Origin of the sequence: Schaalia odontolytica, from assembly GCF_005696695.1 — a bacterium.
Lineage (GTDB): Bacteria > Actinomycetota > Actinomycetes > Actinomycetales > Actinomycetaceae > Pauljensenia > Pauljensenia odontolytica_C.
The window spans coordinates 1908276-1928537 of record NZ_CP040006.1 but is presented as its reverse complement, the minus strand read 5'-3'; the positions used below and the strand labels follow the sequence as shown (position 1 = coordinate 1928537).

Here is a 20262-nt window from a genome sequence, read left to right as displayed (position 1 = left end):
ATCCCTGAAAAAGGACTTTGGTATGCCGACACGTAAGAGCGCGCAGACGCGCTCCCTCAATGGCGCCGCCCGATTCCGCCCGGGCTGGGTTCCCTGGCTGTGGGTGACCCTCCCGGTCCTCGCGGTCATCTCCTTCTACATCTACCCCTTCATCACGACCGTCTATGTGTCGTTCACGAAGACGAAGCCATTGGGACACATCGGTCGCTTCGTTGGTATCGACAACTTCGCCGCGGTGCTGTCGGATCCCGAATTCTGGCAGTCGCTGACGAACTCCCTCATCTACGCGGTCTGCGTCGTCCCGCTGATGGTGCTCCTGCCCCTGCTGCTGGCCCTCCTCGTCAAGTCGCACGTGCCCGGCATCGGCTTTTTCCGCGCCCTCTACTACCTGCCAGCCATCTCCTCGCTGGTCGTCATTTCGCTCGCGTGGCGCTACCTCCTGGACCAGCGCGGACCCATCAACAACATGCTGGCATCTTGGGGACTCGACCCCGTGCCATTCCTGTCGAATCAGTGGTTGATCCTCTTCTGTGCCATGCTCATCACCCTGTGGCAGGGCTTGCCCTACTACATGATCCTGTACTTGTCGGCCCTCGCGAACGTCGACAAGTCGCTGTACGAGGCCGCTGAACTAGACGGCGCCGGACCGATCCGACGTTTCCTGACCGTCACCGTTCCGGGCGTCAAGGTCATGATGTTCCTCGTCGCCACCCTGACGACGATCGGATGCCTGAAGATCTTCACCGAGGTCTACCTGCTGGGCGGCTCCGCCTCGCCCACGAAGACCCTCACGATGTACATCCGAGACCGAATCGTGGACCCGACCTTCGGGTCGCTGGGACAGGGCGACGCCGCCTCGGTGTGCCTGTTCCTCATCACCTTCGGTTTCATCATCGCTTCGCAGAGCCTGCAGAGGAAGGCTGAAGACTCATGAGTACCGCAACCTCGACCACTCCCGCCTCCTTCGGAGAGCGTTTCGCTCAGTGGCGCAAGGAGCGCCGCCTCGAACGCCAGGGGCGCAACACGGCATCGCGTCAGATGCGCGGCGGTGCCCTCATTGCCCGCTACGCCCTCCTCGTCGTCGTCGCCCTCATCCTGGTCGGCCCCCTCGTCCTGCCCCTCATGGCGGCCTTCAAGGCCCCCGGCGAATCCGTCTTCGGTCAGGGTGCAACCATGCTGCCCCAGCACTGGTCGCTGGACTCCTTCTACGTGCTCTTCGAACGCACAAACATCCTGCTGTCGATTAAGAATTCCGCGATTCTCGCGACCCTGACGGTCACCTCGAACGTTATCCTGTCGTGCATCGGCGGCTACATGCTGTCGAGGCGCGGGTGGACCGGCCGCAACATCATGTACTTCGTGGTCCTGTCCGCCATGATCTTCCCCTTCGAGTCGATCATGCTCTCGCTGTTCAAGATGATGGTGCAGCTGGACCTGTACAACACGCTCCCCGGCGTGTGGATGGTGGCCATGATCGGGCCGTTCCAGATCCTCATGATGCGCGCCGCGTTCATGGGCATTCCCGACGAGATCGAGGACGCGGCCCTGATCGACGGTGCGGGCGAGCTGCGCCGCTTCTGGTCGATCTTCCTGCCTCAGGTGCGCGGCACGCTCACCGTCGTCGGCCTGACGTCCTTCATTGGCGCCTGGTCCGACTTTATCTTCCCGCTGCTCATGCTGCCCGACCCGAACAAGCAGACGCTGATGCTGACGCTGACGGCCATCCAGAACTCGCCTCAGGGTGTCACCTACCAGCTCGTGCTGGCTGGCGCGGTCGTGGCGATGATCCCCGTCGTGCTGGTCTTCGCCTTCAGCCAGAAGTTCTTCTTCCGCGGCATCGAAGACGGCGGCCTGAAGTTCTGATCCTCATCCCCGCGGGTGCCCCTCGCACCCGCGGGGATCTTCTCTACCTAAAAGGAGGTTTTTTCACAAATAACTAACACGTGTTAGGTATTGTGGATTTGTGGCCGTCTAACGGCCGATCCCAGCCACCACCCCCATACTGACGAAGGAGTTAAACTCATGGGGACTAGACCCATCATCGGTGCACTCGGAGCCCCGATTCTTGCGGCCACCATGCTTGGCCTCGCACCCGCTGCGGCCGTCGCCGCCACCGAAACCCCTTATCACCCGACCGTCCTGTGGGCGACCTCCGAAGAGAAGGTCGGCGAAAGCGCACCCAACGGCACGATCGCAGCCCTCGTCGACGACGACACGACCCGTACCGACGCGACCAAGACCTTCTGGACCACCAAGTGGAAGGGTGGCCTCGACGAATACCCGCACGCCCTCGCCGTCGAGAACCCCACGCCCGGCACCAAGGTCTGTGGCCTCGGCCTGACCCCGCGCCCCACCTACGATTCGACCCTGGGCAACGACCAGTTCCCCGGCGAATACCGCGTGTTTGCCTTCGATGAGGACCCCGGTAATCCGGCCGCCGAAGCCTCCTTCGCCGACTGGAAGACCAACGTCGCCGCGGGAAAGTGGGAAGGCGGCACCGAGGTCAAGCACGGAAGCGACCTTCAGTTCGGGAACAAGGAACAGTACGTCACCTTCCCGGCGACCACGAAGCGCGTCTTCGCTCTGACCGGCCTGCGCTCCCTCGCCCCCGGCAAGAAGGACATGGCGCTGTCCGACATCAAGCTCCTGCCCTGCGACGCTGACGGTAACGCCATCACCTCCTACGGCAACGAGGACACCGGTGGCAACCACGAAGCAGCCCGCCCCGTCGTGCCCCACCCCGAGGCCCCCGAGCAGGGATCGGGCGCATCCGACCTCGTCGTTGACTTCGTCATCGACCAGCTGCCCTACGGCGAGCCCGGCAAGCCCGTTGACTTTGCCCCCGGCACCCACACCTACACGGCCACCGGCTACTACCACGCCAAGACAGTCTCCGCGCGCATCCGCGCTGTCGACGGTGCCACCGTCACCATCAACGGCGCGACCCCCGACGCCGACGGACGTGTCTCCAACCTCGACCTCACCACCGGCCTGAACGTCATTACAGCCACGGTCAGCAAGGACGGCAAGGAAGCCACCTACGTCGTCAACATCACCAAGGTTGACACCGACTTCCGCGGCAACGTGATGATCCCCGCGACCGCTCAGGCGAACGGCGGCACCGAGGCCGACAACGCGGCCTTGACCGACCTCGACCCGACAACGACGTGGACCTCCGATCCGCTCGTTCGCGCGAATGAATGGTCGAGCAGCGTCACCGGCATCGAGCTGCACCTGGGCGAGGCCCGCTACGTGCACCGCGTCAACGGCTGGGGCACCCCGACCCTGCCCGCCGGCGTGCAGGGCTGGCACGGCGGTAACTCCGTCGCCATCGCGGTTCAGGAGGCCGACGGTGGGCCGTGGAAGACCATCGTCACCCACGGCTCGCTCACGCGCGACGCGCGCGGCCTGTGGTACTGGGACTTCAACAGCTACCACCTCGCCAAGAACATCCGCATCTGGATGAACGATGAGACCGAGCCCCAGACCCCGCAGAACATCGCCACCGCGGTGACCTTCAACGACGTCGAGGTGTGGGGCCTGCCCGCCGGCAAGACCCCCGTCGCTCCGGCAGTCGACAATTCCATGTACGAGCGCTACTCCGGCTTCAACCCCGGTGACGGCAAGTGGGGCGTCAACCGCGCCCAGGCCCTCGCGCTGCAGTACGGCGTCATGATGCCCGCGTGGGTCCCCTCCGAGGGCTACGGCCGCGGCGGCTTCGATGCCAACGAGCGCGACCTCACGGGCGGCGCATTCCCGATGTTCTACGACCTGCCCATGTTCAACACCCCCATGATGGAGTCCCTGGGTAAGGGCGCGCCGTGGGCCCTCGCCAAGGCCCCCACCGGCAAGAACAGCATGTGCAACGCGGGCGAGCCGCGCGACTTCATGAACGAGTACATGAAGCCCTACGCCTCCACGCTCGTTGACATCCAGTACGGCGATGAAGGTGGATTCAACCGTGGCGAGTCCGAGTGCTTCAAGAACTGGTTCTCCTGGTCCAAGGAGAACATCCCCGGCGCCGTCGTCCACGCCAACTCCTGGGACGACCCGTCCTGGTACCGCGACACCAACCTGAGCTACTACGTCGAAAACGCCAAGCCCGACCTGCTCAGCTGGGACAAGTACTACTGGGGCGCCAACGGCGGCCCGGCTCCGAGCCGAGTCGTCATGGACCTGCTCAACACCAACACATGGAAGAAGCAGCGCGAATACGGCCTCAAGGGCCTCACCGGTGACGGCTCCAGCCCGATCCTGTACGGCCAGTACCTGGACTACAACTGGGATGCCAACGTCTCGGCCTCCGAGAAGTCGATCGTGCCCTCCCTGGGCCTGGCCACCGGCCAGAAGTGGTTCGGCCTGTTCCGCATGGAGTACAACGGCTACGACCGCTCCTCGATCATCGACCACGATGGCGCGCCCACGCGTTCGTTCTACGAGTTCTCCAACATCTTCGGCAACGTCACCTACATCGGTAACTACACGAAGGCCATGAACTCCACGTTCGTCGCCTACAAGCCCGGCCAGTACGCGGCTCGCGGCGCGACCCCCTCGCTGAGCGGCTACAAGTACGGTGACTTCGCCTCCGGCGACGAGGCCAAGGCCGCCAACGAGGCCGTCGGCCTGGTTGACATGTCGGTGACCAACGTCGGCTCCGTCAACGACGGAATGCCCGGCGACGTCGTCGTCGGCTACTTCGAGCAGCTGAAGGGCCTGGAGACCGCCAAGTCCGCCGAGATCTTCGGCGACTCCACGACGGTCCCCAAGGGCTTCATGGTTGTCAACGCCCTGACCGGCCAGACCCGCTACCCGTCCTACCTCCTCGACCCGCGCACCGACAACGGCTCGCTGGCCGAGACCGCTCAGGACATTACCCTGACCGTCAAGAAGCCGGCTGCGAACGCGCACCTGATGCTCGTCAACCCGGCCGACAAGACGACGCAGGAAGTCGAACTCGGCGAGGGCGAGACCTCGCAGGTCGTGCTCCACGCTGTTGGTGGCGGCGACTCGCGCTTCCTGTACTGGGTGACGATCGAGAACCCGGCTCCGACTCCGGACCCGCAGCCGACGCCCGATCCGCAGCCCACTCCGGACCCGCAGCCCACCGTGGACCCGACCCCGGCTCCCGAGCCGACCGTGGATCCCACCCCGGCTCCGACCCCGGATCCCGCGCCCCAGCCTCGTACCGGTCAGTGGAAGTCCGGCTACTTCGGCTGGTGGTACAGCTACTCTGACGGCACCTACGCGGCCAACGAGACTCTCGTCATCGACGGGCAGACCTACCGCTTCGACGCGAGCGGCTACCTGAAGATGGGCTGGGTCTACGACGGCGGACACTGGTACTACCACGGCTCCAGCGGCGCCCAGCAGTACGGCTGGATCATGGACCGCGGCTCCTGGTACTACCTCGCACCCGCGACCGGCCAGATGGCGACCGGCTGGACCCAGATCGACGGGACCTGGTTCTACCTGTCCTCCTCCGGCGTTATGCGCACCGGTTGGGTCAAGGATGGTGGCGCTTGGTACTACCTGTCGCCCTCCGGCTCCATGGTCACCGGCTGGCAGCTCCTCGGTGGTACCTGGTACCACCTGGGTGCCAATGGCGCGATGACCACCGGCTGGTACCAGGAAGGACCCGTCTGGTTCTACCTGCGCTCTAACGGCTCCATGGCCACCGGTTGGGAACTCATCGGCTGGTCCTGGTACCACTTCGCGCCCTCGGGCGCGTGGATCGGCTAACCGTTAGCTCCACATGAGACGAGGCCGTGGCCGGGTTTTCCGGCTGCGGCCTCGTTCGCGTGCGCTACGAGCGGGGGCGGGGTCAGTCCTTGCGGATCGACAACGATTCGACGCGGTGGTCGGCGCCCTTCGTGAAGATGAGGGTCGCGCGCTCGCGGGTGGGGCGGATGTTCTCGCGCAGGTTCGGCAGGTTGATCGCGTTCCACACGACGTGCGCGGTCGAGACGGCCTCGTCGTCCGTGAGGGAGGCGTAGGTCTTGAAGTAGGAGTCCTCGCGCGAGAACGCGGTCGCGCGCAGCTTGAGGAAACGGTCGACGTACCACTGTTCGATGAACTTCTCGTCGGCGTCGACGTAGATCGAGAAGTCGAAGTAGTCCGAGACGGCCACCGAGATAGATCCGGGCGCCGAGCGCGGCGGCTGGAGCACGTTGAGGCCCTCGACGATGAGGATGTCGGGACGATCCACGTCGATGTAGGTGTCGGGCACGATGTCGTAGGTGACGTGCGAGTACACGGGGGCCTTCGCGTGGGGGTTACCGGCCTTCACCGAGGCCAGGAACGAGATGAGGGCCGAGCGGTCGTAGGACTCCGGGAATCCCTTGCGGGCGATGAGGGAGCGTTCGTGCAGGATCCGGTTCGGGTAGAGGAAGCCGTCGGTCGTCACCAGGTCCACGCGCGGGGTGGAATCCCAGCGGGAGAGCAACAGCTGGAGGAGACGCGCGACCGTCGACTTGCCGACGGCGACCGAGCCGGCGATACCGATCACGAAGGGGGTCGAGTGGCCTTCGGGCTCTCCGAGGAAGGCATGCCGTTCGGCGGCGGTGCGGCGGCGCCCGTCGATGTAGAGCTGCAGCAGCGCGCTCAGAGGGCGGTAAATCGCGTCGACCTCGGTCATGTCGATGGGGTCGCCCAGCGACGCGATGCGGTCGATGTCCTCCTGCGTGAGCGGCAGGGGAGTGCGATCGGCGAGGCGGTCCCACTCGGAGCGATCGAAGCGCGCGTAGGGGTTGGGGGCGTTGCGCTCGTCGGCCAGTTTTTGCTCGTCAAACGAGACGCTCGACGAGGCCGGGAATGGGATGGGCGAGGGGCTCTCGGTGATGCTCACGCACCCATTGTGCCCCACAAGTTTGTGCTCGTGCGCACTTAGTTCACCACGTGAAGCGACACACGTTACTGACCAGCAGGGGGGTTCGGTGTGTTGCAATGGGTGCTATGTGCGGAATTGTTGGACATATTGCATGCAAGGCGTCCCAGCGTAGTCGCGAGGTTGTCCTCGGCGGCCTGGCGCGCCTCGAATATCGCGGGTACGACTCGGCGGGTATCGCCCTGGCGTCCCCGGATCACCTGGACGTGCGCCGTGCGCTCGGCAAGCTCGTGAACCTTTCCGAGGAGCTCGACGCGCAGCCCCCGGCCGATGCCTTTGCGGGCATCGGACACACCCGCTGGGCGACCCACGGGCGCCCGACGGTCGCGAACGCCCACCCCCATACCAGCCCGGACGGGCGCTTCGCCCTCGTCCACAACGGCATCATCGAAAACGCGGACGCCCTGCGCGCCGCCCTCATCGCCGATGGAGAGACCTTCGCGTCGGAGACCGACACCGAGGTGGTCGTCCACCTGCTGGCCCGCGCCTACGACCAGGCCGATCCGGCCTCGTACCAAGGTGCGGTCGCCGGACTGACCGGCACGGACGAGGAGGTGGCGCGCCGACTGGTCGTCGCCATGCGCGCCGTCACCGAGCAGCTGCACGGTACCTTCACTCTGCTGGTGCTGAGCACGCAGTCCCCGAACGTCATCGTCGCGGCCCGCCGCTCCTCCCCGCTGGTCATCGGCCTGGGGGACGGGGAGAACTTCCTGGGCTCAGACGTCCTGGCCTTCGTCGAGCACACGAACCGCGCCGTCGAGGTCGACCAGGACGAGGTCGTGGTTGTCTCCGCGACGGGCGTGACCGTCATCGACCCCGCGGGTAACCCCGTCGAGCGCGAGGCGTACGAGGTCGACTTCTCCTCCGACCGCGCCACCAAGAACGGCTGGCCGACCTTCATGGAGAAGGAAATCCACGAGCAGCCCGACGCCGTGGGCGCCACTCTGGCCGACCGCATCGACTCCCACGGCCACCTGGCCCTGGACGAGGTGCGTATCCCCGAGCACGTCCTGCGCTCCGTCGACAAGGTCATCATGATTGGCTGCGGCACCGCGTCCTACGCCGGCCAGGTCGCCCGCTACGCGATCGAGCACTGGTGTCGCATCCCCGTCGAGGTCGAGCTCTCCAGCGAGTTCCGCTACCGCGACCCGGTCGTCGGCGAGAAGACCCTCGTCGTCGCCATCTCCCAGAGCGGCGAGACCATGGACACCATCCAGGCGATCCGCCACGCCCGCGAGCAGGGCGCGAAGGTCGTCGCCATCGTCAACACGCCCGGCTCGACCATCTCCCGCGAGTCCGACGCCGTGATCCTCACCCACGCGGGCCCCGAGATCGCGGTCGCCTCCACTAAGGCGTTCACCGCGCAGGTCACCGCCTGCTACATCCTGGGCCTGTACCTGGCGCAGGTGCGCGGCAACAAGTACGCCGACGAGATCGCCGACTACATGGACAAGCTCGCGGCCATCCCCGCCGCTATCTCCCGCGTCCTTGAGAACGGGGAGAGCGTGCGTCAGTTCGCGCGGACGATGCAGGATGCGACCTCGGTGATCTACCTCGGCCGCCACGTCGGCTTCCCCGTCGCCCTCGAGGGCGCGCTCAAGCTCAAGGAAATCTGCTACATCCACGCCGAGGGATTCGCCGCCGGAGAGCTCAAGCACGGCCCGATCGCGCTCGTGGACGAGGGCCAGCCGGTCATCGTCATCGTGCCGACCCCGCGCCGTCCCGAGCTGCACGGCAAGGTCCTGGCCAACATCGCCGAGGTCCGCGCTCGCGGCGCCCGCACGATCATCATCGCCGAGGAGGGGGATTCCTCCGTCGACGAGTTCGCCGAGGTCGTCTTCCGCGTGCCCGCCGTGCCGACCCTGTACGCGCCGCTCCTGACCGTCGTGCCGCTGCAGATCTTCGCCTGCGAGCTCGCCGCCGTGAAGGGCCTCGACGTCGACCAGCCGCGCAACCTCGCCAAGTCCGTGACGGTGGAGTGATCCACCCGCGCGGGGCTGGTGCCCCGTGAACGCTCACGGGCCTCGTTCCTCATGTGGGACGAGGCCCGTGCTGCGTTTATGACGCCCCGTCAGATAGGGATGCGCCCAGGTGTGCTGCGTCATCGAACGGCCCGTAAAGGGTGAATGCGTTCACGAAAATGCTGTGAAACACTAGCCAAAACGGCGATCGAGCGTGCGAGGGTGGGGGAGGGGGTGACTAGCGTGGAAAGGGTGGCGCCGCGTGCGCCGCACCCAACAATGCAAGTCAACCCCGGCCTCGTGAAACGATGGCCGCGACCACCCCAGGAGGTGTGCATATGACCCTGTCCACGATCCTTATCGGAATCCTGCCCTCTGTCTTCTTCGGCGTCGCCACGACGCTGATGGGAAAGACCGGCGGATCAGACCGCCAGCGAGTCATGGGCGCCGTCCTCGGCGGCCTGCTCATGGCCGCCGTTGCCACCCCCTTCATGCACCCCGCGTGGACGCCGCTGAACCTGGGTGTGTCATTCCTGACCGGCCTGCTCCTGGGCGTCGGCGTGTGCGATCAGCTGCGCTCCTACTCGGTCCTGGGCATGAGCCGCACGATGCCCCTGTCCACCGGCGGCCAGCTGGTCCTCATGTCCCTGGCGGGCATCGCCATCTTCGGCGAGTGGCTGCACGGTGGCGCGCTGCCCTACGGCCTCGCCGCCATCGCCGTCCTCATTGTCGGCATCTGGTTCCTGTCGCGCTCCGAGTCCGGCTCCGACGCGGCCTCCCTTGACTGGAAGCGCGGCGCCTTCCTGCTGACGACCTCGACGCTGGGCCTCGTCGCCTTCCCGCTCATCATCAAGTTCTTTGCGATCCAGCCCGCCGAGTTCCTCCTGCCCCAGGCGGTCGGCTACACCGTCTACTGCGCGATCTTCTTCGCGATCCAGGGCCGTGGCGGCGTCGACCCCGAGGACTCGCTGCGCCACCGCCGCATGATCCCCTCGATCTTCAACGGCGTCCTGTGGGGCACCGCCATCCTGCTGCTCCAGCTCAACTCCAACAAGCTGGGCGCGGGAACGGGCTTCACGCTCTCCCAGCTCGGCATCCTCATCTCCACGCCGCTGGGCATCCTGTGGCTCCACGAGACGCGCTCGCGCAAGGAGCTGCGCTGGACCATCATTGGCGTCGCGCTCGTCATCGTGGGCGCGGTCCTGGCGGGCGTCGCCAAGACCCTCGACGTCGCCTGATCGGCGCGACGGCGTCGTCGTCGCGCAAGCGGCCACCCCAGGCGTGTGCGGTGTGAAACAATATGGCGCATGTTCACGATTGATGGAGCTGCCCTGTCCTTCGCCGACGCGCGGGAACTGGAGAAAAAGTGCGTTGACCAGGCGGTTTCCGAGGGTGATCCGGACCGCTACATGCTCGACGTTGCGGGCGAGGTCGCGGCCGCGGTCGTGCGCTGCGCAGACCTGCCCGTGAGCTGGAACGGCGAGGACACTGATCCCAACGCGGATGCTGAGGAAAACGGCGACGATGAAGGGGTCGACTGGATCGCCAGCCGTGTCACAGCCTTCGTCGGAGGCGGAGACAACGGCGGGGACGCCCTCTACGCCTGCGCGATCCTCGCGCGCGGAGGAATTGGAGCGACCGCTTACCTCCTGAAGAAGCGCTGCCACCGCCGCGCCCTCGCCGCCGCCCAGGAAGCGGGCGTACGCATCATCGACCTCGGCGGACAGTCGCTGCGCTCCATCGAGAACACTCCCGCGTGGTCCGAGGTCTTTCTCGCGCACACCTGGATCGACGGCATCGTGGGAACCGGTGCCCACGGCCCGCTCACGGGCGCGCTCGCGGAATCCGTGGAGCTCCTCAACAGGCTCTCCGCCATCAAGCCGCGCCCCGTCATCGCGATTGACGTCCCTTCGGGCCTGACCGACGACGACGGCGCGATCACGGGCCCGATCCTGCGCGCCACCCACACCCTCGCGGTCGGCACCTACAAGCGCGCGCAGGTCCTGCCTCCCGCCGTCGAGTTCACCGGGGACATCAGCCTCGTGACGATGGACTGGGATAGCAATGGGGTGGGCCGCGCCCAGGGTGATGACGGCGCGATCGGCGCAGATGACCTCTACGTCGTCGACGAGGCCGTCTCTGCCCACGAGGTCGTCCCCGTCCCCGCTTTCTCCGACGACAAGTACGCGCGCGGCGTCGTCGGCCTCGTCGCCGGATCCGACACCTACCCGGGAGCTGGCCTCCTCGCGACGCGCGGCGCACTGGCCGCGGGTGTGGGCATGGTGCGTCTGAACTCCACGAGGCGCGTCCAGGACCTCGTGCTCGCCGACCAGCCCGGCGTTGTCACCGTCGGCGGGCGCATCCAGTCCGCCCTCATCGGCCCCGGCCTCGACGAGGATCGGCGCGAGGACGCGCTCGAGCTCGCGCAATTCTGCGGGCAATCGGGCATGCCCCTCGTCATCGATGCGTGGGCGCTTGATCTCGTCCCCGAGCTGGCGAGTTCCATCAAGCCTGACGCCACCGTCCTCACCCCGCACTACGGCGAGGCCGCGCGCCTTCTGGGGCGCCTCGGCACTCCGGTGACGCGGGCCGAGGTTGCCGCCGCGCCTCTGCGCTACGCCCGCGCGCTCCACGAGGCGACGGGCTGCCACGTGATCCTCAAGGGGCCCGTCACCATCGTCTACTCCTTCGAATACGTCGATACGGAGGTGCAGGAGGCCTTCCAGCGTGCGCTCAATGCCGCGGAGGCATGGCCCGACGTGGACGCGCTGCCGCAGGGGCGCCTCGTGCGCTCCTACACCCCGACGGTCGGCCAGGTGACGACCTCCTGGGCGGGCGTCGCCGGCAACGGGGATGTGCTCGCCGGATTCCTCGCCGGCGTCCTCGCCCGACCGGTCGATGAAGGGGACGCGGTGCCCGGCCCCGATGGGCAGCCCCAGCGCGTCACCCCGGGACGCCTGGCGGCGGCGGTGAGCGTCCACGGGCGAGCAGCTCGGGTGGCCGCCGACGCTTTCCGTGGATTTGCGCCCATTCAGGCCTCGGACATTGCGGCCGCGATCGGTAAGGTCCTGTCGCAGCCCACGGCGTGATGGCCTGGTCGCTATGCCCGCGCAGACGACGAACGTGGGGGCGGTCGGCGCGCGCCGTGAGATACTAGAGGCGTGATTTCCACAGACGAACGAGTCGAAGGACGGGACTACCCGTCATCCGCGGCCGTCGACCTGGCCGCAATCCGTCACAACCTGGGCGTCCTGCGCGCAGCCGCCCCCGGCGCGCTCCAGCTCGCGACCGTCAAGGCGAACGCCTACGGGCACGGACTCCTCCCGGTCGCCCGCGCCGCCCTGGACGGTGGCGCCGACTGGCTGGGTGTCGCCCAGCTGGCCGAGGCCTTCACGCTGCGCCGAGGCCTCGACGAGGCCGGGATCGCCCGAGCCGACGCGCCCATCCTCGCGTGGATCTCCACCTCCTCCTCCGACTTCGCGGCCGCGATCGAGGCCGACATCGACCTGTCCGTGTCGTGGACGTGGGTGCTCGCTGACATCTGCGCCGCCGCCCGAGAAGCCGGCCGCCCCGCGCGCGTCCACGTCAAGATCGACACCGGCATGTCCCGCGCGGGCTCCACCCTCGCCGACCTGCCCGCCCTGGCCTCGGCCCTGCGTATGGCCGCCGACGACGGCCTCGTCGATGTCGTGGGCGCCTGGAGCCACATGTCCCGCGCCGACGACCCCAGCGAGGCGGGCAACGCCTCGACCGCGAGCCACGTGCGCATTTTTGAGGAGGGCCTGTCGATCCTCGCCGATGCAGGCATCACGCCGCGCATCCGCCACCTGTCCGCCACGTCGGGCATCCTGTGGCACCCCGAGGCTCACTACGACATGGTCCGCGCCGGCATCGGCCTGTACGGGCTGAGCCCCGACCCGGCGGTCGCCACCTCCGAGCAACTCGGCCTCATCCCCGCCCTCGAGCTGCGCGCGCCCCTCACCTCCGTCAAGGTCATCGAAGAGGGGACCCCGGCCTCGTACGGTGGAACCTGGGTCGCGCCCACGCGCCGCTGGATCGGCCTCGTCCCCCTCGGCTACGGCGACGGCATCCTGCGCGCCGCCTCCAACCGGGCACGCGTCGTCGTCCACACCGCCTCCGGCCCCTTTAACGCGCCCCTCATCGGACGCGTGTGCATGGACCAGTTCATGGTCGACCTCGGGCCAGCCGAGGGATGCCCTGGAACGCCGACCGCGCGCAGCGGGCAAGCCCCCGCCGTCCCCGGCGACATCGCCACCCTCTTCGGCTCCGGTGAGTATGGCGAGGCCTTGGCCGACGACTGGGCACAGGCAGCCGGTACCATCAACTACGAAATCGTCACCCACCTGGGCGCACACATCCCCCGCATCTACCGGGATGGCGCCGACGCGACCTTCGGGAGCAACTCATGACCCAGCCCATCGCCTCCTACGAGGTGTCGACGCGCGACGCCGACCAGACGCGCGCGTTCGGCGAAGACCTTGGTCGCATCCTCGCGGCCGGAGACCTCCTCATGCTCTCCGGGGGCCTCGGCGCGGGCAAGACCACCCTCACCCAGGGCATCGGCGTCGGCATGGGCGTGCGCGGACGCGTCGCATCCCCGACGTTCATCGTCGCCCGCGTGCACCCCTCTCTGAGCGGCGGCCCCGACCTCATCCACGCGGACGCCTACCGCATCACCGACCTGAACGACCTCGAGACCCTCGACCTCGACTCCTCCCTCGACGAGGCCGTCACCGTCGTCGAATGGGGCGAAGGCAAGACCGAGGCCATGAGCGACGAACGCCTCTCCATCGAGGTGCGCCGGGCCTCGGGCGGCGAGGCCGCCCACGACGGGGACGTCATCGACCTGGAGAACATGGACGACGGCACACGCGTCATCGTCCTGCACGCCCACGGGCACCGCTGGGACGGCGTCCTCGACGGCGTCGTCGCCGCCCATGGCGGAACCCGCATCGACGAGGCTGACACCGACGAGTAGGATCACACCGTGCGAGAGATAGCCCTAGACACCCAAGCAGCCACCACCGTCGCCATCATCGACGACGGCCGCGTTCTCGGCCGCGCCCAGAACGATTCCGGGCGCCACCACGCCGAATCCATCACCCCGCTCGTGCGCGAGGCGCTCGCGGCAGCAGGCCTGCCTGCGCAGCTCGCGGATGCCGGCATTGATCGCGTCCTCGTGGGCACCGGCCCCGCCCCCTTCACCGGGCTGCGCGCCGGCCTCGTCTCCGCCCGCGTCCTCGCCTCGGTCGCCGGCGTGCCCGCCTACGGCGTGTCAGCCCTCGACGTCATCGCCCGGCAGGGCCTCGACCTCCTGCCTCCCGACACTCGCGTCTACGCGATCGCCGACGCGCGCCGCCGCGAACTCTACTGGGGCTCGTACGTGGCCGCCGGGCCCGACGACGTCACCCTCGAGGGGCGCCTCGAAGTCGGCGACGTCAGCGCGCTCCTGGGCGCCATGCGGACCGCCCCCGGCCTCGTCGTCGCGGGAGCGCCGATCCCCGCGCACAGCGTCGACGCGCTCGCGCACGTAGACCTCGGACCCCAGGTGAGCCTCGATCCCGCCGTCATGAGCCGCATCGTCGCCACGCGCCTGTCGCGCGGCGAAGACGATCGCCTGCGCACCGACCCCCTGTACCTGCGTCGCCCCGACATTCAGGGCCAGCCCACCGCGCGCCTGTGAACGCCACGCTGCGCGTCGCGGAGCCGGGCGACCTCGAACTCTTCGCCGCCCTCGAGGCCGAGGTGTTCCCCGAGGACCCCTGGACCCCCTACATGATCGCCGAGGAACTTTCCTCCCCGGCCTCGCGCTATTGGATCGCCACGGATGAGTCCGGCGACGTCGTCGGATACGGAGGAGTCAAGGTCGGTGGAGACCAAGCCGACGTCATGACCATCGGCGTGCGCGCTCACGCGCGGGGCCGAGGTATCGGCGCGGCCATCCTGGATGTCCTCCTGGAGTGGTCGCGCGAGGCTGGAGCGCGCGAGATCTTCCTCGACGTGCGCCCCTCCAACGAGGGGGCCATCGGCCTGTACGAGTCCCGAGGCTTCGTTGAAATCGGGCGTCGTCCGCGCTACTTCCGTAACCCCGTCGAAGAGGCCGTCGAGATGAGGGCGCCCCTGATCTGAGGTGATGCGACGACCGCCACTAAATAGGTATGGTCGGTGTATCAAAATTCGTGTCTTTTTACCCCCGTTTGCGGGGTCGATGGTCCTAGGTGTTTTCCTTGCGATAGCGGCTCAAGCTGCCCGAGATAACCGCGGAAAATGGCCGAAAATGACACCGTGTCGAGATCCTTCGCGGGCGGCCTCGTGCCATGGTCCTACGAAGCGGACGAAAAGCGTCGATATGCTCATGGCATGGCCACTCAAAATGTCGCAACGAAGAAGCGCCGCGCGTGGACCACCAGCGTCTTTATTAAGCAGCTGATGGCCGTCTCGGGCTTCGTTTTCGTTTTCTTCTTGCTGTTCCACTCCTACGGCAACCTCAAGATGTTCCTGGGCGCGGAGGTCTACAACGACTACGCGCACTGGCTGCATGAAGAGGCTTTCGTGCCGATCTTCCCGCACGGCGGATTCATCTGGGTCTTCCGCGCCGCCATGGTGCTGATGCTCATCATCCACCTGTGGGCCGCCGCCTACACCTGGAAGCGTTCGCGTCGCGCTCGCTCCACCCGCTACGTCGTCAAGAAGTCCGTCTCGGACTCCTATGCGGCTCGCACCATGCGTATGAGCGGTGTTCTCATCCTGCTGATCCTGATCTTCCACATCGCTCACTTCACCACCGTGAGCCTGCCCGCGAAGGTCGCGAACTTCGGCGCTGACGTCACCACGCCCTACGCCCGTATGGTTGCTTCCTTCCAGTCGCCGGTCCTGGTGATCCTCTACGCCGTGTTCGTCGGCTGCGCCTGCATCCACGTCTCCCACGGCTTCTGGTCCATGTTCCAGTCGCTCGGTTGGGTGCGTAACGCGACCCGCAAGCCGCTGGTTCTCCTCTCGGGCCTGGTCGGTCTGGTCATCTTCGTGATGTTCATGGCCCCGCCCGTCGCCATCGTCACCGGCTTGATCCACTGAGGAAGGGCACGCAATCATGACCGATACACTCATCCACGGCCTCTACCGTGAAGGCGAGAAGATCGCTGACACGAAGGCCCCCCACGACGTCCCGATCGCGCAGCGCTGGGAGCAGCGTAAGTTCAGCGCCGCGCTGGTCAACCCCGCCAACCGCCGTAAGCTGCGCGTCATCATCGTCGGCTCCGGCCTCGCGGGCGGCGCCGCCGCCGCCTCGCTCGGCGAAATGGGCTATAACGTCGACTGCTTCTTCTACCAGGACTCCGCCCGCCGCGCGCACTCCATCGCCGCGCAGGGTGGTATCAACGCCGCGAAGAACTACCGCAACGACAACGACTCCGTCTACCGTCTCTTCTACGACACGGTCAAGGGCGGCGACTACCGCGCTCGCGAGGACAACGTCTACCGCCTCGCCGAGGTCAGCGCCAACATCATCGACCAGTGCGTCGCCCAGGGCGTCCCCTTCGCCCGCGAGTACGGCGGCCTCCTCGACAACCGCTCCTTCGGTGGCGTGCAGGTGTCGCGTACGTTCTACGCGCGTGGCCAGACGGGTCAGCAGCTGCTGATCGGCGCCTACCAGGCGCTCGAGCGTCAGGTCGCAGCGGGTACCGTCACCGAGCACTCACGTCACGAGATGGTCGAGCTCATCGTCGACGAGGGCAAGGCCCGCGGAATCGTCGCCCGCGACATGTCCACCGGCAAGCTCGAGACCTTCATCGCCGACGCGGTCGTCCTGGCCACCGGCGGCTACGGCAACGTGTTCTTCCTGTCCACCAATGCGATGGGCTGCAACGCGACCGCCATCTGGCGTGCGTACCGCAAGGGCGCCTACTTCGGCAACCCCTGCTTCACGCAGATCCACCCCACGTGCATCCCCCAGCACGGCGACCAGCAGTCGAAGCTGACCCTCATGTCGGAGTCGCTGCGTAACGACGGCCGCATCTGGGTTCCCAAGCGCGCTGAGGACTGCGAGAAGGACCCGCGTGAGATCCCCGAAGAGGATCGCGACTACTACCTGGAGCGCATCTACCCCTCGTTCGGTAACCTCGTGCCCCGCGACATCGCGTCGCGTCAGGCCAAGAACATGTGCGACGAGGGCCGCGGCGTCGGCCCGAAGATCGACGGTGTCGCCCGCGGCGTCTACCTCGACTTCTCCGACGCGATCAACCGTATGGGCCTGGCCGCCGTGTCCGCCAAGTACGGCAACCTCTTCGACATGTACGAGCGCATCACGGGCGACAACCCCTACGAGGTGCCGATGCGCATCTACCCGGCCGTCCACTACACCATGGGTGGCCTGTGGGTTGACTACGACCTCGAGTCGAACCTGCCCGGTCTGTACGTGGCCGGCGAGGCGAACTTCTCCGACCATGGCGCGAACCGCCTGGGTGCCTCGGCGCTCATGCAGGGCCTGTCGGACGGCTACTTCGTCCTGCCCAACACGATCAACGATTACCTGGCGCACTGCTTCCACCTGCCCAAGCTGGACGAGAACTCGCCTTCTGTGAAGGAAGCTCTCGACTCGGCGCAGGGCCGCATCGACACCCTCATGTCGATCAACGGCACCCGCTCCGTGGACTCGTTCCACAAGGAGCTGGGCAAGATCATGTGGGAGTACTGCGGCATGGAGCGTACCGAGGAAGGCCTCAAGAAGGCCATCGGTTTGATCCGCGAGCTGCGCGCCGACTACTGGAAGAACGTTCGCGTTCCCGGCAAGTCGATCGGTGAACTCAACCAGTCCCTCGAGAAGGCCGGCCGCGTCGCCGACTTCATGGAGCTGGGCGAGCTCATGTGCATCGACGCGCTGCACCGCGAAGAGTCGTGTGGCGGCCACTTCCGCGCGGAGTCCCAGACTCCCGAGGGTGAGGCCCTGCGTCACGACGACAAGTTCCTGTACGTGGCGGCTTGGGAATACGCTGGCGAAGGCGAGCCCCCGATCCTCCACAAGGAAGACCTGATTTACAACGACATCGAGCTGAAGCAGCGGAGCTACAAGTGAACCTGACACTGAGGATCTGGCGCCAAAACGGTCCCGAAGACAAGGGCGCAATTCATGAATACCAGGTGAAGGGAATCTCGGAAGAGTCCTCGTTCCTGGAGATGCTCGACGTCCTGAACGAAGAGCTCTTCGCACGTGGCGAGGAACCCATCGCCTTCGACTCCGACTGCCGCGAGGGCATCTGCGGTCAGTGTGGCATCGTCATCAACGGTATCGCTCACGGCCCGGAGGTCACCACGACCTGCCAGCTGCACATGCGTTCCTTCAACGATGGCGACGTCATCACGATCGAGCCGTGGCGTGCATCGGGCTTCCCTATCATCAAGGACCTCGTGGTCAACCGCAGCGCCCTGGATCGCATCATCCAGGCCGGCGGCTACATCTCCGTGAACACGGGTGCAGCCCCCGACGCGCACGCGACCCCGGTCCCGAAGCAGGACGCGGATCGCGCGTTTGAGGCCGCCGCGTGCATCGGCTGTGGTGCGTGCGTGGCTGCCTGCCCGAACGCCTCCGCGATGCTCTTCACCTCGGCGAAGGTCACGCACCTCGGCCTGCTCCCGCAGGGCAAGCCCGAGAACTACAAGCGTGTCGTCAACATGCTCAACCAGATGGACGAGGAGGGCTTCGGCTCCTGCTCGAACATCGGCGAGTGTGCTGAGGTCTGCCCCAAGCAGATCCCGCTCGACGTGATCGCAAACCTCAACCGCCAGCTCGGCAAGGCTGCCTTCAAGGGCGTCTGATTCGGCTGGAGTGGCCTCGCGGAGGGCCCGGCGCGCACGCGCCGGGCCCTCCCGCGTTTATGGGGAGCAAACGTGGTGGCACAGTGATGTGATAGTGGGGTGATGACACGGCGAGACAGCTGCCGTAGCGCACGCAAAATGCTCATGACGGTGCGGTAGGCGTCGTATCATGGAGGCATCATCGGCTCAGAGAGGAGCACGCCATGCAATTTGATGAAACCGGTCCGAACACGCATACGCGCCGCTACTGGGTCAGCGCGACCGTCGGCATCACGGCGATGATCGCCTTTGCGATTCTGTCGATCCTCCTGCTCCTGGGCATGCTCTTTGGCTCTCCCCAGATCAAGCCGATCGCCGATTCGTTGTTCCCCTGGAGCCTGCTGGTTTTCGCGGTTGCGGGCGTCTCGATGTTCATCGCGAACGCGCGTTCTCGCGATTAGATCGACGCCGACTCCGCACGCGGCGGACCCGCTTGCTTCGTGCGTGCGGCGGTGCCCGCATGCGCGGATTAAACTGGGGGCGTGAGTGAACCCCTGGTCCTTGGTATTGAGTCAACCTGCGACGAGACCGGCGTCGGCCTCGTGCGCGGTACGCAGCTGCTGGTCGACCGCACGGCCACGTCGATGGATGAGTACGCCCGCTACGGCGGCATCATCCCCGAGATCGCGTCGCGCGCGCACCTCGAGTCCTTCTTGCCTACGCTGGATGCTGCGCTCGACGAGGCCGGAGTGACGCTTGCGGACGTGGACGCGATCGCGGTTGCGGCCGGACCGGGCCTCGTCGGTTCGCTGACCGTTGGGATCTGCGCGGCGAAGGCGCTGGCCTCGTCCCTGGGCAAGCCCCTGTACGGCGTCAACCACGTGATCGGCCACCTGGCCGTCGATAAGCTCGCTGACGGGCCGCTGCCTGAGCACTTCATCGGACTCGTCGTCTCCGGAGGCCACTCCAACATCCTCGAGATCCGCAACATCGCGACCGACGTCGTCGAGCTGGGCGGAACCCTGGACGACGCCGCGGGCGAGGCCTTCGACAAGGTCGGGCGCCTCCTCGACCTGCCTTACCCGGGCGGCCCGCACGTGGACCGTCTGTCCCAGCAGGGGGATCGCGAGGCGATCCGTTTCCCGCGCGGCCTGGCTGCCGGCAAGGACAAGGAACGTCACAAGTACGACTTCTCCTTCTCGGGCCTGAAGACCGCCGTCGCCCGATACATCGAGGGTGCGACCGCGCGCGGCGAGGTCGTCAGCAAGGAAAACGTGTGCGCCGCCTTCTCCGAGGCCGTCAACGATTCCCTGACCGCGAAGGCCGTGCGCGCGGCGCTGGACACCGGATGCGACACGATCGTCGTGGGCGGCGGGTTCTCCGCGAACTCCCGACTGCGCGCCCTGCTGACGGAGCGGGCCGAGGCGGCCGGCGTTCAGGTTCGCATGCCCCCTCTGCGCTTCTGCACGGACAACGGTGCTCAGATCGCGGCGATTGGCTCCGAGCTGGTCGCGGCTGGCCTGCCGCCGTCGGACTGGGACTTCTCCCCGGATTCGGGCATGGAGCTGACGACGACGTATCTGGCGCCGCGCGCCTGAGAGCGGTCCG

General features: G+C 66.8%; 16 protein-coding genes. 15 read left to right on the top strand and 1 reads right to left on the bottom strand.

The window, feature by feature from the left end; genetic code table 11:
• Window positions 1-22 precede the first annotated feature (22 nt).
• The 3 genes from FBF35_RS08550 (at window position 23) to FBF35_RS08540 (ending at window position 5739) form a co-directional block, all read left to right on the top strand.
• A complete protein-coding gene (locus tag FBF35_RS08550; RefSeq protein WP_060565762.1) occupies window positions 23-934 on the top strand; it encodes a carbohydrate ABC transporter permease in 912 nt (303 codons plus the stop codon).
• Complete coding sequence (locus FBF35_RS08545) at window positions 931-1863, top strand: carbohydrate ABC transporter permease (RefSeq protein ID WP_060565761.1); 933 nt, start codon at window positions 931-933, stop codon at window positions 1861-1863. Before FBF35_RS08550 ends, FBF35_RS08545 begins: the two co-directional genes overlap by 4 nt.
• A gap of 159 nt (window positions 1864-2022) precedes the next feature.
• A complete protein-coding gene (locus FBF35_RS08540) occupies window positions 2023-5739 on the top strand; it encodes a cadherin-like beta sandwich domain-containing protein (RefSeq protein WP_060565760.1) in 3717 nt (1238 codons plus the stop codon).
• 82 nt (window positions 5740-5821) lie between these two features.
• On the opposite strand, the gene coaA is transcribed toward FBF35_RS08540, so the two are convergent.
• Window positions 5822-6862: a type I pantothenate kinase gene (gene coaA, locus FBF35_RS08535; protein WP_082632807.1), complete on the bottom strand. Its 1041-nt coding sequence runs from the start codon at window positions 6860-6862 to the stop codon at window positions 5822-5824.
• 89 nt (window positions 6863-6951) lie between these two features.
• On the opposite strand from coaA, the gene glmS reads away from it, so the two are divergent.
• The 12 genes from glmS (at window position 6952) to tsaD (ending at window position 20252) form a co-directional block, all read left to right on the top strand.
• Window positions 6952-8865, top strand: a complete 1914-nt coding sequence (gene glmS / locus FBF35_RS08530; protein WP_060565759.1) for a glutamine--fructose-6-phosphate transaminase (isomerizing) — start codon at window positions 6952-6954, stop codon at window positions 8863-8865.
• A 317-nt stretch (window positions 8866-9182) separates the two neighbouring features.
• The gene (locus FBF35_RS08525; RefSeq protein WP_060565758.1) at window positions 9183-10082 is read left to right on the top strand and encodes a GRP family sugar transporter; all 900 of its coding nucleotides are present in this window, start codon (window positions 9183-9185) and stop codon (window positions 10080-10082) included.
• 69 nt (window positions 10083-10151) lie between these two features.
• Entirely contained in the window at window positions 10152-11933 is a 1782-nt protein-coding gene (locus FBF35_RS08520) for a bifunctional ADP-dependent NAD(P)H-hydrate dehydratase/NAD(P)H-hydrate epimerase (protein WP_060565757.1), read from the top strand.
• A 72-nt stretch (window positions 11934-12005) separates the two neighbouring features.
• On the top strand, window positions 12006-13274 hold the full coding sequence (gene alr / locus FBF35_RS08515) for an alanine racemase (RefSeq protein ID WP_060565756.1): 1269 nt from the start codon (window positions 12006-12008) through the stop codon (window positions 13272-13274).
• A complete protein-coding gene (gene tsaE / locus FBF35_RS08510; protein ID WP_003790512.1) occupies window positions 13271-13843 on the top strand; it encodes a tRNA (adenosine(37)-N6)-threonylcarbamoyltransferase complex ATPase subunit type 1 TsaE in 573 nt (190 codons plus the stop codon). Before alr ends, tsaE begins: the two co-directional genes overlap by 4 nt.
• A gap of 9 nt (window positions 13844-13852) precedes the next feature.
• Entirely contained in the window at window positions 13853-14548 is a 696-nt protein-coding gene (tsaB, locus tag FBF35_RS08505) for a tRNA (adenosine(37)-N6)-threonylcarbamoyltransferase complex dimerization subunit type 1 TsaB (RefSeq protein ID WP_060565755.1), read from the top strand.
• Window positions 14545-14994, top strand: a complete 450-nt coding sequence (gene rimI, locus FBF35_RS08500) for a ribosomal protein S18-alanine N-acetyltransferase (RefSeq protein ID WP_034466339.1) — start codon at window positions 14545-14547, stop codon at window positions 14992-14994. Before tsaB ends, rimI begins: the two co-directional genes overlap by 4 nt.
• A 231-nt stretch (window positions 14995-15225) precedes the next feature.
• On the top strand, window positions 15226-15939 hold the full coding sequence (locus FBF35_RS08495; protein WP_034466371.1) for a succinate dehydrogenase cytochrome b subunit: 714 nt from the start codon (window positions 15226-15228) through the stop codon (window positions 15937-15939).
• A 16-nt stretch (window positions 15940-15955) separates the two neighbouring features.
• Entirely contained in the window at window positions 15956-17935 is a 1980-nt protein-coding gene (locus FBF35_RS08490; protein ID WP_034466341.1) for a fumarate reductase/succinate dehydrogenase flavoprotein subunit, read from the top strand.
• Window positions 17932-18675 (top strand): succinate dehydrogenase/fumarate reductase iron-sulfur subunit, encoded by a 744-nt coding sequence (locus FBF35_RS08485; RefSeq protein WP_003790501.1) that lies wholly within the window; start codon window positions 17932-17934, stop codon window positions 18673-18675. Before FBF35_RS08490 ends, FBF35_RS08485 begins: the two co-directional genes overlap by 4 nt.
• Window positions 18676-18878: 203 nt before the next feature.
• Window positions 18879-19115, top strand: a complete 237-nt coding sequence (locus tag FBF35_RS08480; protein WP_003795596.1) for a hypothetical protein — start codon at window positions 18879-18881, stop codon at window positions 19113-19115.
• Between the two features lie 81 nt (window positions 19116-19196).
• Window positions 19197-20252 (top strand): tRNA (adenosine(37)-N6)-threonylcarbamoyltransferase complex transferase subunit TsaD, encoded by a 1056-nt coding sequence (gene tsaD, locus FBF35_RS08475; RefSeq protein ID WP_034466346.1) that lies wholly within the window; start codon window positions 19197-19199, stop codon window positions 20250-20252.
• Window positions 20253-20262: the final 10 nt, after the last annotated feature.